Raw genomic sequence first — 14,257 nt, 5'->3', positions numbered from 1 at the left:
GCCCGGCGGGCAGGCCCGCTGAAGGTCCCCCAATCCGTGGCCGTGGCCGCGTCATGGGGGCCATCGCGGTAGAGAGCGCCTGCGCTATTCGACGGCCAGGATGACGTCCGAGGGCTCGACCCGGGCGACGACCGCGTCACCGGGCCTGAGCGCCAGGGCGTCAGCGTCGGCGCGCGGCAGGGTCGCGACCAGGGTCTTGCCGGCCGAAAGGCCCAGGCTGATCTCGCTGGCCGTTTCCCCATCCTCGCGATCGATGACCGCGCCGGCCAGGCGATTGGCGCCGCCCAGCGCGTCGCGACCGCGCACGAGCCTGACAAAGCTGGACTTGATCAGGGCGATGGCCGGCTTGCCGACCGTCAGACCCAGCTCATCGGCGCTGCGCCGGGTGATGACCGAGACGATCTCGACCCCGTCGCCCAGCGACAGCACGACCTCGACGGTCACCGCCCCGGCCCCGATGCGCGCCACCGTCCCGCGCAGGGCGTTGCGGGCGCTGGTGCGCAGTCCAAGGCTCCAGAAGAGCTCGCCCAGACCCTGCTCGGGCGCGGAGGCCAGACCGGCCTCAAGCCGGGCCAGGGCCGCGCCGATCTCGCGTTCGACCTCACGGAAGGCCTTGATCACCGCATGGCCGCGCGGGGTGATGGTCGCCGCCCCGCCTGCCCTGCCGCCGGCGCTGGCGGCGATCAGAGGGGCGTCGAACAGGTTGTTGAGCGCCTGGATCGCGTCCCATGCGCCCTTGTAGCTCAGGCCCAGTCGCTGGGCGGCGGCGGTGATCGAACCCGCCTCGCCGACGGCCTCCAGCAGGGCGACACGCTCCAGCCCCACCCGGGCCAGGGCGCCCCGGCGCAGGACGAGCGAGGCGCTGAGTTCGCCATCAATGGCCATGGTCGCTCCTGATCGGGCCTGAACGGAAAACGGGACAGCGTTATGTAGTCTTGCTACATAACGCTGTCTGGTCGCCGACTCCAAGCCCGCCAAGGTCCTGCATGCTCGCTCGCCGCTCCCTGATGGTCGTCCTCGCCGCCGGCCTGGCGATGCTGGTCAGCGGCTCGGCCCTGGCCGCCGAAACCAAGGTGGCGGTCGCCGCCAACTTCACCGAACCCGCCAAGGCGATCGCGGCGAAGTTCGAAGCCAGAACCGGCCACAAGGCGACCCTGAGCTTTGGCTCGTCGGGCCAGTTCTATAACCAGATCGCCAACGGCGCGCCGTTCGAGGTTTTCCTGTCGGCGGACGCCGAACGGCCGATCAAGGCTGAAGCCGAGGGGCTGGCCGTGGCCGGCACGCGCTTCACCTACGCCACCGGACGTCTCGTGCTGTGGAGCAGGACGCCGGGCCTGGTCGACGGCAAGGGCGCGGTGCTGGCAAAGGGCGGCTTCGAGAAACTGGCTATCGCCGATCCCAAATCTGCACCCTATGGCCAGGCCGCCATCGAGACCCTGACCCGGCTGAAGTTGCAGGACACCCTGAAGCCAAGGATCGTCACGGGCTCATCGATCACCCAGACCTACCAGTATGTGCAGACCGGCGCGGCGGAACTGGGCTTTGTGGCCCTGTCGCAGGTGGTCAACGAGCCCGGTGGCTCACGCTGGCTCGTGCCGCCCGCCAACCATACGCCTATCGACCAGCAGGCCGTGTTGCTGAAGACGGGATCCGGCAATCCCGCTGCCAAGGCCTTCCTTCAGTTCTTGAAGAGCGCCGAGGCCAAGGCCATCATCCGCCGCTACGGCTACGAGGTTCGCTGACCATGCTCTCGGTGCTGTGGCTGACGGTCAAACTGGCGGGGATCACCACGATCCTGCTGCTGATCCTGGCCACGCCCCTGGCCTGGTGGTTGGCGCGCGGGCGCTCGCGCTGGAAGCCTGTGGTCGGCGCCGTGGTCGCCCTGCCGATCGTTCTGCCGCCGACCGTGCTGGGCTTCTACCTGCTGATCGCGCTTGGGCCGCACAGTTTGCTGATGGCCCCGCTGCAGGCCGTCGGAATCCGCACCCTGGCCTTCACCTTCGAGGGGCTGGTAATCGGCTCGCTGATCTATTCCCTGCCCTTCGCCGTCCAGCCCCTGCGCAACGCCTTCATCGCCCTGGGCGAGGAACCGATGGAGGCCGCCGCCACCCTGGGCGCCTCGCGCTGGCAGAGCTTCGCCCGCGTGGCCCTGCCCCTGGCCCTGCCCGGCTACGCCGTCGCCGCCATCCTGTCCTTCGCCCATACGGTGGGAGAGTTTGGCGTGGTGATGATGCTGGGCGGCGGCATTCCCGGTGAAACCCAGGTGCTGTCGGTCGAGATCTTCCAGTTGGTCGAACAACTGCGCTGGAACGAGGCGCACCAGCTGGCGGCGCTGCTGCTGGCGTTCGGTTTCCTGGTGACCCTGACGCTGTTGCTTCTCGAACGACGCGTCACGCGGGCGGCTTAGTCACTGCCCCCCTCCGCGCCTGAGGCGCTCCTCCCCCGTATGGGGAGGACGACCGCGACCCGAAGGGCGGCGAAGCCAACCGGTCAGGAGGGGGCGAGTGGTCGCCTAGTCCCCCCGAGACGCCAGCGACTGCGCCAGCCCCCGCGCCGCCAGGGCCACTTCGCGCCAGGTCACGTCGAACCCCGCCGCCTTGCCATAGTAGGGATCGGCCACCGCCCGGCCCTCGAGCCCTTCGGCATAGTCCAGCAGCAGGCCCAGCTCCGCCTCCCCGTCGACGGGGCGAAGGCTGCGCAGCTTCTTCAGGTTGTCGTGGTCCAGGGCCAGGATGTGGGTGAAACGCCGAAAGTCGTCGGCCTCGACCTTGCGGGCGGTCTGGCGGCTGATGTCGACGCCGTGGCGCTGCGCGGCGGCAATGGCGCGCCCATCCGGCGCGGAACCGACATGCCAGCCCCCTGTGCCGGCAGAATCGACCAGAACATCAAGCCCGACGGCCTGGGCCTCGGCGCGAAAGGCGCCCTCGGCCAGGGGCGATCGACAGATATTGCCCAGGCAGACAAACAGAACCGCAAGCCGCATCAGGGTGCGCCCCAGCCGCCGCCGCCCGGCGTCTCGATGATGATGGCGTCGCCCGTCGCGACCTCGACCAGATCGGTGGCCGCCAGGGTCTGAACCCTTCCGTCCGCCCGCTCGACCCGCGCCGCGCCCAGGGCGCCTGCCCCCCCGCCCGCCAGCCCAAACGGCGGCACGCGGCGGCGGTTGGACAACAGGGTCGCGGTCATCGGTTCGCGGAAGGCGATCTTTCGCACCACCCCGTCGCCGCCGTGATGCGCGCCCGCGCCGCCCGAACCGCGCCGGATCGAGAACGCCTCGACCAGCACGGGATAGCGGGTCTCCAACACCTCGGGATCGGTCAGGCGGCTGTTGGTCATGTGGGTCTGGACGGCGTCGGTCCCATCGAAACCCGGCCCCGCGCCCGAGCCGCCGCAGATGGTCTCGTAATACTGGCGGCGGTCATCGCCGAAGGTGAAGTTGTTCATGGTCCCCTGCGCGCCGGCCATGACGCCGAGAGCTCCATACAGCGCATCGACCACGACCTGACTGGTCTCGACATTGCCCGCCACCACCGCCGCCGGATAGCGCGGCCGCAGCATCGAGCCCTCGGGAATGACCAGTTGCACCGGTCGCAGGCAGCCGTCGTTCATCGGGATCTCGTCATCCACCAGCGTGCGGAACACATACAGCGCCGCCGCCCGGCAGATCGAGGCCGGGGCGTTGAAATTGGTCGGGACCTGGTCGCTGGTGCCCGCGAAATCGACCCGGGCCGTGCGGGCCTCGCGATCCACGGTGATCGCCACCTTCACCACGCTGCCGTCGTCCAGCTCATAGGCGAAGGCGCCGTCGTTCAAGGTGGCCAACACCCGGCGAACGGCTTCCTCGGCATTGTCCTGCACGTGGGCCATATAGGCCTCGACCGTCGCCTGGCCGAACTCGGCGACGAGGCCGGTCAGGCTTTCAGCGCCCCGCGCGCAGGCGGCGATCTGGGCCTTGAGGTCGCCGATGTTCTGGTCGGGATTGCGGGCCGGCCACTTGCCCGAGGCCAGCAGGGCGCGGGTCTGCGCTTCCAGGAACCGGCCGCCTTCAACCAGCAGGAAGTTCTCGATCAGCACCCCCTCTTCCTCGACCGTGCGGCTGTTGGGGGGCATCGAGCCCGGCGTGATGCCGCCGATATCGCCCTGGTGCCCGCGCGCGGCGACATAGAACAGCAGGGCTCCGGCCGCGTCGAACACCGGCATCACCACCGTTACGTCCGGCAAATGGGTGCCGCCCTTGTAGGGGGCGTTGAGCATATAGACGTCGCCCGGCTGCATGCCGCGCCCATCACTCTGCCGCGCCTCCCGGATGGCCCGCACGCTGTCGCCCATCGAGCCCAGATGCACCGGCATGTGCGGGGCGTTGGCGATCAGGTTGCCGTCGCGATCGAACAAGGCGCAGGAAAAGTCGAGCCGCTCCTTGATATTGACTGAATAGGCGGTGTTCTGCAGGGCGAAACCCATCTCCTCGGCGACGGCCATGAACAGGTTGTTGAACACCTCCAGCATCACCGGATCAGCCTTGGTCCCGATGGCGCGGCGGGCTGGGAGGGCCTCGATGCGGTCGAGGATCAGGTTCAGATGCGCATCCACCTTGGCGCGCCAGCCGGGTTCGACCACCGTCGTGCCGGTGGCCTCGCGGATGATGGCCGGACCCTTGACCTCGGCCCCCACAGCCAGGGCCTCGCGGTCGAACACCGGCGTCGGCCTGGCTTGGCCGGCCATGCGAACGTCGACCATCGTCAGGGCCACAGCTTGGCCTGAGGCGCCGCGTCCCAAATCCGGCGCCGCTCCGGCATCCGAATGGCCGATGGCCTCCACCGACAGGGTCTCGACCACCAGGGCCGTGGTCGGCGAAGTGAAGCCGAAGCGGCGCTGGTGCATCTCTTCGAAGGCGGCGCGGACGCCGGCTTGGTCGGCCAGCGGCACAACCAGCGGGGTGTCGGTCCCGGCGTATTTCACGCGCAAGGTCGCCAGGGTCTCGACCGAAGCCACCGGAACGGCTTGTGCTCGCAGGGTAGCCTCGGCTTCGACCGACAGCGCCCTGGCCTGTTCGGCCAGATCGCCGGCCGCCTCGGCCAGCGGTCGCTCGACCGTCGCCTCGCGGATCAGCCGCAGATCGGCCAGTCCCATGCCATAGGCGCTAAGCACCCCGGCGAACGGGTGGATCATCACCCGGGTCATGCCCAGGGCGTCGGCCACCAGGCAGGCGTGCTGCCCGCCCGCGCCGCCGAAACAGGCCAGCACATAGCGGGTCACGTCGTAGCCGCGCTGGATCGAGATCTGCCGCACGGCCTTGGCCATGTTCTCGACGGCGATGGTCAGGAAGCCCTCGGCGATCGCTTCGGGGCTCATGGCCTCGCCGGTCGCGGCCAGGATTTCGGCGGCCAGGCTGGCGAAGCCGGTAGCCACCGCCTGTGCATCCAGCGGCTGGTCGGCGTTGGGACCGAACACGGCCGGGAAGAACTCGGGTCGCAGCTTGCCCAGCATGACGTTGCAGTCGGTGACGGTCAGCGGCCCGCCCCGGCGATAGGCGGCCGGGCCAGGCACGGCCCCGGCTGAGGCCGGCCCCACCCTCAGGCGCGCGCCGTCGAAGCTGCAGATCGAGCCGCCGCCGGCCGCCACGGTGTGGATGTTCATCATCGGCGCGCGCATCCGCACCCCGGCCACCACGGTCTCGAAGGCCCGCTCGTACTCGCCGGCATAGTGGCAGACGTCGGTCGAGGTGCCGCCCATGTCGAAGCCGATGACGCGGTCGAAGCCGGCCTGCGCCGCCGTCCGCGCCATGCCGACCACGCCGCCGGCGGGACCAGACAGGATGGCGTCCTTGCCCCGGAAGGCCCGGGCGTCGGTCAGGCCGCCGTTCGACTGCATGAACAGCAGCCGCGCATCCGCGCCCAGCTCGCCCGCCACCCGGTCGACATAGCGGCGCAGGATCGGCGACAGATAGGCGTCGACCACGGTGGTGTCGCCGCGTCCGACCAGCTTCATCAGCGGGCTGACCTCGTGGCTGACCGAAACCTGAGTGAAGCCGAGCTCGCGCGCTATGGCGGCGACGCGGGCCTCATGGTCGGTGAAGCGGAAGCCGTGCAGCAGAACGATGGCCACGGCCCGGAAACCGGCGTCGAAGGCGGCCTGCAGGCCAAGGCGCGCGGCAGTCTCGTCCAGCGGACGCAGGACCTCGCCCTCGACGGTGATGCGCTCATCGATCTCGACGACGCGGTCGTACAGGGCTTCGGGCTTGACGATATGGCGGTCGAACAGCTTTGGCCGGGCCTGATAGCCGATGCGCAGGGCGTCGGCATGACCGGCGGTGATCGCCAGCACGGTCGGCTCGCCCTTGCGCTCCAGCAGGGCGTTGGTGGCCACGGTCGTGCCCATCTTGACCGCGTCGATCCGCGCCCCGGCCGGCAGCAGGGCCCGCACGCCCGCCACGGCGGCGTCGGCATACTGCTCGGGGTTCTCCGACAGCAGCTTGTGGGTGACCAGCGACCCATCGGGCCGCCGCGCGACGATGTCGGTGAAGGTGCCGCCGCGATCGATCCAGAACTCCCAACCGCGCAGGTTCTGATCGTCGGTCATGAGGGGGCGGGGCTCCTTGCGTGCTCCCGTCATAGCGCCTCCATTCGCATTGTCATCCCGGCCGTAGCGGAGCGGAGAGCCGGGACCGCGACAAGCTCAGAGCTTCCGGCGGTCCCGGCTCGGCGCGCTTCGCGCTTGGCCGGGATGACAGGTCTAGCGGAACAACCCCGCCGCTTCGACCGCCGCCCAAACGCCCAGACCCAGGAAGATCACCGCCGCGCCGATCCGCACATACTTCAGCGGCACGACCTTGGTCGCCGCCTCGCCCAGATACACCGCCGGAATGTTGGCGATCATCATGCCTAGGGTGGTGCCGGCCGCGACCCAGGCGATGTTGTGGAAGCGCGCGCCCAGGGCCACCGTGGCGATCTGGGTCTTGTCGCCCATCTCGACCAGGAAGAAGGCGATGGTGGTGGTCAGGAACACGCCGTAGCGGCTGGTGGCGCCGGCCTCTTCGTCATCGGCCTTGTCGGGGATCAGGGCCCAGGCGGCCATGGCGATGAACGACACGGCGATGGCCCACTTGAACCACTGGCCACTCAGCAGATCGGAGACCCAGTAGCCGGCCGTCGCCGCCAGGGCGTGATTGGCCAGGGTGGCGACCAGAATGCCCAGGATGATCGGCACGGGCTTCTTGAAGCGGGTCGCCAGAATAATGGCGAGAAGTTGGGTCTTGTCGCCGATCTCGGCGATGGCCACGACCAGGGTCGAGACGAACAGGGATTCCATGGGAGCAAAAACCTTCCGGGCCGGGCGCATGCCAATAGCGTCGACAGCCCACCCAGCCCGGGAGGTTGTCGGCGCCATTGGTCTCGCCATGGAAGCGGATCATCGCTTCCCTCCCCGCGCCATGGATCCCCTCAAGTCGGAGAAGAAACCAAGTGTGTTGACGGCGGGGCCTGCTGATGGATGCAGGCGGCTACTCCCCAAAGGTGAGCGGCGTTTAGCGGGGGAAAGCTGGGTCGTCAATAAAGACCCTTCTTCCATAGGGAGAAGGAATCACACCGCCGCCGGCGCATCAAATCTCAGCAGGTGCACCGCCACCCGCACCTTGCCGCCGGTGAAGTTGCCGCCCGCCGAGGTCAGCAGCACCGGGGTATCGGAATAGTAGGCCGTCGGACCGATCACCCCGACATTGCTGGCGTTCTTGGCCACGCCCAGCGAACCGCCGAACTTGGACGCGTCGCCCGAAACCCCGCAGCTGTAGGACGTCGCCCCCGTCACCGCGACCGTGGTCCGGGTCGAGACCGCCAGCACGATGGCCCGCGCCGGGATCACGATGGCGGTCGAGGTGGTCGCGCCCGAAAGTGTCGTCTCCTCCTCACGGATTTCCAGCCGGGTATTGGCCAGCCCCGGCGAGGCGGCGGCGGTCAGGCTCTTGAAGGTGGCCGACAGGGGCGCCCAGGTCGCGCCATCGAAGGCGACTATCTGGTTCTCGTCCTTGACCCAGGCCAGCACCCCTTCGGCCAGGGCGACGGCCTCCCAGGCGCCGGCCTCGAAGCGCATCAGCGTCCCGGCCGCCTGGCCGGCCCAGGCCGCGCCCGTCGCGCCGGCGGGCAGGATCCAGACACCGCCGGCGACCGGGCTGACCGGCTGCGCCGCGACGACGCGGCTCTCGACCGCCAGCTGGACCAGACCGTCCAGCCGGGCGAGGCTTTCATTGATGGGGATATGCTTCTGGGCCTGGGCGGCGACCACATAGGGCAGGCCAAGGCGCGGGGTGGTTTCGTCGAACATCGCAGATCCTTCAAGGCGTTGAACTCGCCTCTAGGATCACCCCGCTGACAGAGCCGGGGACCGACCTTGGTCGATCCCCGTCCCCGTCCCCGCTCCAGCGTGTCGCTACTCGGCCGCGAAGGCCAGATGTTTGCCCGATGTGAGGGCGGTCTTGGCGGCCAGTTCGGCCTTGGCCTGCTCGTACTCTTCCGAGAACTTGGCGACGAGTTCGCCGGCGGTCAGCACCGCGTCGATGGCGCCGATGCCCTGGCCGCAGCCCCAGATATCGCGCCAGGCCTTGGCTTCCTGGTTGCCGCCCGAACCGAAGTTCATGGCCGACGGATCGCTGACCGGCAGGTTTTCCGGATCCATGCCCGCCTTGACCACCGAGGGGCGCAGATAGTTGCCATGCACGCCGGTGAACAGGTTGGAATAGAGGATGTCGTCGGCGTGGCTCTCGACGATCATGTCCTTGTAGCCCTGGGCCGCATTGGCTTCCTGGGTCGCGATGAAGGCCGAGCCGATATAGGCCAGATCCGCGCCCATGGCCTGGGCGGCCAGGATCGAGCGGCCGCAGGCGATTGAACCCGACAGCGCCACCGGCCCGTCGAACCACTGGCGGATTTCCTGGATCAGGGCGAAGGGCGACAGGGTGCCGGCGTGGCCGCCCGCGCCGGCCGCGACCGGGATCAGACCATCAGCGCCCTTTTCGATGGCCTTGTGGGCATGCTTGTCATTGATGACGTCGTGCATGGTGATGCCGCCGTACGAGTGAATCGCGGCGTTCAGATCCTCACGCGCGCCCAGCGAGGTGATCACCAGCGGGGCCTTGTATTTCACGCACAGCTCGACGTCCTCCTCGAGCCGGTTGTTGGTCCGGTGAACGATCTGGTTGACCGCGAACGGGGCCGACGGCGCCTCGGGGTGGGCGCGGTCGTAGGCGGCCAGTTCCTCGGTGATGCGGTGCAGCCACTCGTCCAGCTGCGAGATCGGGCGAGCGTTCAGCGACGGGAAGGAACCGACGATGCCGGCCTTGCACTGGGCGATCACCAGATCGGGATTGCTGATGATGAACAGCGGCGAGGCGATGACCGGCAGGCGAAGACGGTCACGAAGAACGGGCGGCAAGGCCATAAAAATCGGCTCCCCTAGGAGGCGGCGTTGGGCGCCGCGCATGTAAACAGCGTTTAGCTTAAACGCTTGTTTGGGGCGGGCGCAAGACTTGACGGCCCTAGCGGCAGGGGCGCATCACCGTCGAAAAGAAAAGAATGCTGCACTGCAGGAGAGAGACGCTTTGACCCAGGCCGTGACGCTTTTGGCCGACGATTTCGCCGCTCCGGACGACACCGTCCGGGCGCGCTGGACGGCCCTGGTCGAGAAAACCCTGAAGGGTCAGAGCTTTGACGAGGCCCTGACCGTCAACACGCCCGACGGCCTGACGATTCAGCCGCTCTACACGGCCAGGGACGGCGTGATTGTCGCCCGCGACCTGCGCGCCCGCGACGCCGACCGGCCGTGGGACCTGCGGATGCGCGCCGCCCATGCCGATCCCGAGCGGGCGGCCAGCGATATCCTGGTCGATCTGCAGAACGGCGCGGCCTCGGTGCTGCTGGCCGTCGATCCGGCCGGCGCCAGGGGCATTGCCATCGGCTCAGCCGACGACATGGCCAAGGCGCTGACGGGCGTGCTGATCGATCTGGCCCCCGTGGCGCTGGACGCCGGCTGGCTGGGTCCCAAGGCCGCCGACTGGCTGGGCGCCGTGGCCAAGGCCGCCCCCAATGCGCCGATGGCCTTCCACATGGACCCGCTGACCGCCTTTGCGGAATCGGGGACCAGTCCCGGCCCGATCGAGAGCCACATCTTCAACGCCGCCACGGTGGGCGCGCGGCTAGCGACGACCTATGCCCGGGCCAGCCTGTTCCTGGCCACGGGGCGCGCCGCGCACGAGGCCGGCGGCTCCAACGTCGAGGAACTGGCCCTGATGACCGCCAGCGCCCTGGCCTATGCCAAGGCCCTGGTCCGCTCGGGCCTGTCGATGGACGAGGCCTTCGGCCGCATCGTGCTGGGCGTCAGCCTGGACGGCGAATACTTCACCGGCGTCGCCAAGGTCCGCGCCGCGCGAGCCCTGTGGGCGCGCCTCACCCAAGCCTGCGGCGTCAGTGTTCCCGCGACAATCGAGGCGCGATCCTCAGGCCGCATGCTGACGACCAAGGACGCCTGGACCAACCTGCTGCGCCTGACCTCGGCCGGATTCGCCGGCGCGGTCGGCGGGGCCGACGTCGTGGTGCTGGGCGCCTTCACCGACGCTATCGGCCTGCCCACCACCTTCGCCCGTCGTCAGGCTCGCAACACCCAGCTGGTGTTGATGGAGGAGAGCAATCTGGGCCGCGTCGCCGATCCGTCCGGCGGCTCGTGGTATCTCGACAGCCTGACCGACCAGATCGCCCGCGCCGCCTGGACCAGCTTCCAGGCCATCGAGGACGCCGGCGGGATCGTCAAGGCGCTTGAGAGCGGCCTGATCGCCGACGCCGTCGCCGCCACCTGCGCCGGGCAACAAGCCGCCTTCGCCGACAAGAGCCGCAAGATCCTGGGCGTCACGGTGTTCCCCAACGCCGAGGACAAGCCCGCCGAGATCGAGACCGTCGATCCGTCCGCCTTCGCCGTGGAGGGTCCAGATCCCAGGCTGCCGGGGCCGGACTCCACCTGCCCCGCCCTGACACCCATCCGCTTCGCCGCCGCCTTTGAGGGAGCCTGAACCATGACCAAGTTCCCTGACTTCACGACGATCGACTTCGCCGAGGTCGCCACCGACGCTGCCCCCGAAGGCGCGGTCTGGAACACGCCCGAAGGCGTCGATGTCGCCCCGGCCTTCACGGCGGCCGATGTCGAGGACCTGGACTTTACGGGCGGCTATCCCGGCGTCGCGCCGTTCGTGCGCGGCCCCTACCCGACCATGTACGTGACCAATCCGTGGACGGTGCGGCAGTATGCCGGTTTCTCGACGGCTGAAGACTCGAACGCCTTTTACCGGCGCAACCTGGCGGCCGGTCAGATGGGCCTGTCGGTGGCCTTCGACCTGGCCACCCACCGGGGCTATGACTCCGACCACGAGCGGGTGAAGGGCGATGTCGGCATGGCGGGCGTCGCCATCGACTCGATCCTCGACATGCGCACCCTCTTCTCGGGCATCCCGCTCGACAAGATGAGCGTGTCGATGACCATGAACGGCGCGGTGCTGCCGATCCTGGCGCTCTATATCGTGGCGGCCGAGGAACAGGGCGTTTCGCCCGACAAGCTGTCGGGGACGATCCAGAACGACATCCTCAAAGAATTCATGGTGCGCAACACCTACATCTATCCGCCCGCACCTTCGATGCGGATCATTTCCGACATCTTTTCATATACTTCGACCAATATGCCGAAGTTCAATTCGATCTCGATCAGCGGCTATCACATGCAGGAGGCCGGCGCGACGGCCGACCTGGAGCTGGCCTATACCCTGGCCGACGGCATCGAATATGCCCGGGCCGGCGTCGCGGCCGGCATGAGCATCGACGTGTTCGCCCCGCGCCTGAGCTTCTTCTGGGCCATCGGCATGAACTACTTCATGGAGGTCGCGAAAATGCGCGCGGCCCGCCTGCTGTGGGCCCGCCTGATGAAGCGCGAGTTCGATCCCAAAGACGACCGCAGCCTCTCCCTGCGCACCCACAGCCAGACTTCGGGCTGGTCGCTGGCGGCGCAGGATGTGTTCAACAACGTCTCGCGGACCTGCGTCGAGGCCATGGCGGCCGTGAACGGGCAGACCCAGAGCCTGCACACCAACGCCCTGGACGAAGCCCTGGCCCTGCCCACCGACTTCTCGGCCCGCATCGCCCGCAACACCCAGCTGTTCCTGCAGATGGAGAGCGGCACGACCCGCGTCGCCGACCCGTGGGGCGGCAGCTACTATGTCGAACGCCTGACCTATGACCTGGCCCAGAAGGCTCTGGCCCATATCGAAGAGGTCGAGGCGGCGGGCGGCATGGCCAAGGCCATCGAACGCGGCCTGCCCAAGCTGCGCATCGAGGAAGCCGCCGCCAAGACCCAGGCCCGCATCGACGCCAATCGCCAGAGCGTGGTGGGGGTCAACCGCTACAAGCCCGAGGTCGAGGACGTGATCCCGATGCTGAAGGTGGACAACAGCTCGGTCCGCGCCCAGCAGCTGGAAAAGCTGGCCCGCCTGAAGGCCGAACGCGATCCGGCCGCCACGGCGGCGGCGCTGAAGGCGCTGGAAGACGGCGCGCGCGGAACCGGCAACCTGCTGGCCTTGGCCGTCGACGCCGCCCGGGCCAAGGCCACGGTCGGCGAGATCAGCCTGGCGATGGAAAACGTCTTTGGTCGCCACCGCGCGGTGATCCAGACCATCCAGGGCGTCTATGGCAAGGAGGCCGGCGCCGATCCCAAGGCCGCCCGCGCCCGCGCCATGGTCGCCGCCTTCAAGGAGGCCGATGGCGGCCCGCCCCGCATCATGGTCGCCAAGATGGGCCAGGACGGCCACGACCGCGGTCAGAAGGTGATCGCCAGCGCCTTCTCCGACCTGGGTTTCAAGGTCGAGATCGGTCCGCTGTTCCAGACCCCGGGTGAAGCGGCCGAGGCCGCCATCGCGGCGGGTGTGCATGTGGTGGGCGCCTCGTCCCTGGCGGCGGGTCACCTGACCCTGGTGCCGGAGCTGAAGGCCGAACTGGCCAGGCTCGGACGCGAGGACATGGTCGTGGTGGTCGGCGGCGTGATCCCGCCCCAGGACTTCCAGGTCCTGCTCGACGCCGGCGCCGCCAGCATCTTCCCGCCCGGCACGGTGATCGCCGAGGCGGCCATCGAGGTGCTGGAAAAGCTCAATGTGCAGCTGGGCTATACCCAGGGGGCGGCGGCTTAGCGGCCTTGTCTCCCTGTGGTATGCTGGGCGAATGAACGCCCTGGCCAGAGCGCTGGAGACCTCGCAGCAGCATCGTTTCACGCTGGACGATGTTCTGCGCATGCAGGAAGCCGGAATTCTCGGCGAAGGCGCCCGCGTCGAACTGGTGGATGGAGCGCTGGTTGAGATGGCCTCGGAAGGCGCGCCGCATACCTGGGCGAAGATGCAGATCGCCAAGCGCCTGATGCTGGCGGCCGGCGATACTGTGCAGGTGATCGTTGACTCGACGCTGCGGCTTTCCCCGACCAATGCGCCCGATCCCGACCTCTATCTCTACGACGCCCAGCTTCCCCTGACCTCTGTCGGCGGGGCCAATGTTGGCCTTGTGATCGAAGTCGCGCAGTCGACGGTCAAGTACGACCTGGCCTTCAAGGCCGAACTGTATGCCCAGTATGGCGTGCGCGACTATTGGGTGGTTGATGTCAACGCCGCCACGATCATCGTGCATCGCACGCTTGATGGCGGCCTCTATCGCGACGTTACGCAGTATTCGGCGCGCGAAACCGTCACCTCACTGGTCTTTCCGCAGCTGACGCTCTGCCTGGCTGATCTGCCCGCAATCCGCTGATCAGCGCTTCCCCGCCTTGGCGCGCTTCTTGGGGGCGCGCTTCAGCGCCGCATCATCGGGCAGGCCATGGCGCGCCTCGATGTCCTTCTGCAGGGCCTTGGCGGCCATCAGGTGGCCAGGGAACATCATGTCCACCACCGAGCCCGCGATCGGCACCACGTCGGTAGCGGTGTCCATGGCGATATAGGCCGCCATCCGCGCCAGGGTGATGAAGGAAGCCCCGCCCGATATGCCGTGGATCAGCAGCAGACCACCGGCCCCCATGCTGTAGAGCGGCCCGACAACGGGCACCCAGGAGAGCACGCCATCCAGGCCCAGACCGAAGGGTCCAATGCCGATCAGGCGATCGGACAGCCCCTTGATGGTCTCAGCCGATCTCCAGGCGCGATGAGCGCGCGAGCGACGGCTGTCGGAATAGGGGGCGGCTTCAACGGTCATGCTCT

Annotated in this window: 12 protein-coding genes; 5 read left to right on the top strand and 7 right to left on the bottom strand. The window is 68.4% G+C overall.

Translation table 11 applies throughout. The features are described from left to right. Positions 1-84: 84 nt before the first annotated feature. Complete coding sequence (locus ACW17Z_RS17545; protein ID WP_492056940.1) at positions 85-885, bottom strand: TOBE domain-containing protein; 801 nt, start codon at positions 883-885, stop codon at positions 85-87. 101 nt (positions 886-986) lie between these two features. On the opposite strand from ACW17Z_RS17545, the gene modA reads away from it, so the two are divergent. Together modA and modB are read left to right on the top strand one after the other, a co-directional pair. Then, positions 987-1,742, top strand: a complete 756-nt coding sequence (gene modA / locus ACW17Z_RS17540) for a molybdate ABC transporter substrate-binding protein (protein WP_492056939.1) — start codon at positions 987-989, stop codon at positions 1,740-1,742. Between the two features lie 2 nt (positions 1,743-1,744). Next, the gene (gene modB / locus ACW17Z_RS17535; protein ID WP_492056937.1) at positions 1,745-2,407 is read left to right on the top strand and encodes a molybdate ABC transporter permease subunit; all 663 of its coding nucleotides are present in this window, start codon (positions 1,745-1,747) and stop codon (positions 2,405-2,407) included. 105 nt (positions 2,408-2,512) lie between these two features. Here the strand turns inward: modB and ACW17Z_RS17530 are convergent, their stop codons facing one another. The 5 genes from ACW17Z_RS17530 to ACW17Z_RS17510 all read right to left on the bottom strand — a co-directional run bounded on the left by ACW17Z_RS17530 (position 2,513) and on the right by ACW17Z_RS17510 (position 9,429). Then, positions 2,513-2,983: a low molecular weight protein-tyrosine-phosphatase gene (locus tag ACW17Z_RS17530; protein WP_419320912.1), complete on the bottom strand. Its 471-nt coding sequence runs from the start codon at positions 2,981-2,983 to the stop codon at positions 2,513-2,515. Further along, positions 2,983-6,579 (bottom strand): hydantoinase B/oxoprolinase family protein, encoded by a 3,597-nt coding sequence (locus ACW17Z_RS17525; RefSeq protein ID WP_492056935.1) that lies wholly within the window; start codon positions 6,577-6,579, stop codon positions 2,983-2,985. Before ACW17Z_RS17525 ends, ACW17Z_RS17530 begins: the two co-directional genes overlap by 1 nt. A gap of 153 nt (positions 6,580-6,732) precedes the next feature. Then, positions 6,733-7,308 (bottom strand): TMEM165/GDT1 family protein, encoded by a 576-nt coding sequence (locus ACW17Z_RS17520; protein WP_492056934.1) that lies wholly within the window; start codon positions 7,306-7,308, stop codon positions 6,733-6,735. Positions 7,309-7,578: 270 nt separating this feature from the next. Then, complete coding sequence (locus tag ACW17Z_RS17515) at positions 7,579-8,316, bottom strand: DUF2793 domain-containing protein (protein WP_492056933.1); 738 nt, start codon at positions 8,314-8,316, stop codon at positions 7,579-7,581. A gap of 105 nt (positions 8,317-8,421) precedes the next feature. Further along, entirely contained in the window at positions 8,422-9,429 is a 1,008-nt protein-coding gene (locus ACW17Z_RS17510) for an NAD(P)H-dependent flavin oxidoreductase (protein WP_419320907.1), read from the bottom strand. 172 nt (positions 9,430-9,601) lie between these two features. Between ACW17Z_RS17510 and ACW17Z_RS17505 the strand changes: the two genes are divergently transcribed. From ACW17Z_RS17505 to ACW17Z_RS17495, 3 genes are read left to right on the top strand one after another with little or no spacing between them, the layout of a single operon-like run. Next, complete coding sequence (locus ACW17Z_RS17505; protein WP_492058553.1) at positions 9,602-11,050, top strand: methylmalonyl-CoA mutase subunit beta; 1,449 nt, start codon at positions 9,602-9,604, stop codon at positions 11,048-11,050. 3 nt (positions 11,051-11,053) lie between these two features. After that, the gene (gene scpA, locus ACW17Z_RS17500) at positions 11,054-13,207 is read left to right on the top strand and encodes a methylmalonyl-CoA mutase (protein ID WP_492056932.1); all 2,154 of its coding nucleotides are present in this window, start codon (positions 11,054-11,056) and stop codon (positions 13,205-13,207) included. Between the two features lie 31 nt (positions 13,208-13,238). Further along, positions 13,239-13,814: a Uma2 family endonuclease gene (locus ACW17Z_RS17495; protein ID WP_492056931.1), complete on the top strand. Its 576-nt coding sequence runs from the start codon at positions 13,239-13,241 to the stop codon at positions 13,812-13,814. Here ACW17Z_RS17495 and ACW17Z_RS17490 read toward each other — a convergent pair whose 3' ends face one another. Continuing rightward, on the bottom strand, positions 13,815-14,252 hold the full coding sequence (locus ACW17Z_RS17490; RefSeq protein WP_419320903.1) for a DUF4112 domain-containing protein: 438 nt from the start codon (positions 14,250-14,252) through the stop codon (positions 13,815-13,817). Between the last annotated feature and the right edge of the window lie 5 nt (positions 14,253-14,257).

This window comes from Caulobacter sp. GSs2 (assembly GCF_058680895.1).
The sequence above is the reverse complement of the archived record's forward strand: the minus strand, read 5'-3'. Positions and strand labels throughout refer to the sequence as shown.

Excerpts from the sequence above, each read along its gene's own strand:
- ACW17Z_RS17545 (WP_492056940.1), bottom strand. The coding sequence starts at position 885 with ATGGCCATTGATGGCGAACTCAGCGCCTCGCTCGTCCTGCGCCGGGGC.
- modA (WP_492056939.1), top strand. The coding sequence starts at position 987 with ATGCTCGCTCGCCGCTCCCTGATGGTCGTCCTCGCCGCCGGCCTGGCG.
- modB (WP_492056937.1), top strand. The coding sequence starts at position 1,745 with ATGCTCTCGGTGCTGTGGCTGACGGTCAAACTGGCGGGGATCACCACG.
- ACW17Z_RS17530 (WP_419320912.1), bottom strand. The coding sequence starts at position 2,983 with ATGCGGCTTGCGGTTCTGTTTGTCTGCCTGGGCAATATCTGTCGATCG.
- ACW17Z_RS17525 (WP_492056935.1), bottom strand. The coding sequence starts at position 6,579 with ATGACCGACGATCAGAACCTGCGCGGTTGGGAGTTCTGGATCGATCGC.
- ACW17Z_RS17520 (WP_492056934.1), bottom strand. The coding sequence starts at position 7,308 with ATGGAATCCCTGTTCGTCTCGACCCTGGTCGTGGCCATCGCCGAGATC.
- ACW17Z_RS17515 (WP_492056933.1), bottom strand. The coding sequence starts at position 8,316 with ATGTTCGACGAAACCACCCCGCGCCTTGGCCTGCCCTATGTGGTCGCC.
- ACW17Z_RS17510 (WP_419320907.1), bottom strand. The coding sequence starts at position 9,429 with ATGGCCTTGCCGCCCGTTCTTCGTGACCGTCTTCGCCTGCCGGTCATC.
- scpA (WP_492056932.1), top strand. The coding sequence starts at position 11,054 with ATGACCAAGTTCCCTGACTTCACGACGATCGACTTCGCCGAGGTCGCC.
- ACW17Z_RS17495 (WP_492056931.1), top strand. The coding sequence starts at position 13,239 with ATGAACGCCCTGGCCAGAGCGCTGGAGACCTCGCAGCAGCATCGTTTC.
- ACW17Z_RS17490 (WP_419320903.1), bottom strand. The coding sequence starts at position 14,252 with ATGACCGTTGAAGCCGCCCCCTATTCCGACAGCCGTCGCTCGCGCGCT.